The organism is Tamlana crocina, assembly GCF_012037625.1.
In genome coordinates this window covers 1-314 of record NZ_JAAVJS010000712.1, presented here as the reverse complement: position 1 = coordinate 314, position 314 = coordinate 1, and the positions used below count along the sequence as shown (strand labels likewise).

Annotated in this window: 1 pseudogene; it reads left to right on the top strand. The window is 36.0% G+C overall.

The window, feature by feature from the left end:
- Positions 1 to 223, top strand: a pseudogene (locus tag HC176_RS18675) (alanine dehydrogenase); the annotation flags it as partial.
- Between the last annotated feature and the right edge of the window lie 91 nt (positions 224 to 314).

Here is a 314-nt window from a genome sequence, read left to right as displayed (position 1 = left end):
TCCGAATAAAAAATATTTTTTCTTCTCCCATACCATAAAGAAACAACCGTATAACCGCGATCTTTTGAGGGAGATCCTTAAAAATAATATTGAACTTTATGATCATGAAGTGATCATCAATAAAAGAGGCGCGCGATTAATAGGTTTTGGAAGATATGCCGGTCTCGTGGGTGCCTATAATGGCTTCCGCGGAATAGGGCTCAAAAAGGGCATTTTTGACCTCAATATTTCCGCAGAGCAATCTTCTCCGGAAGTTTTTATAACTGAATTAAAGAAGTATCTCAAAATAATAAATACAACAACAGCATGAATAA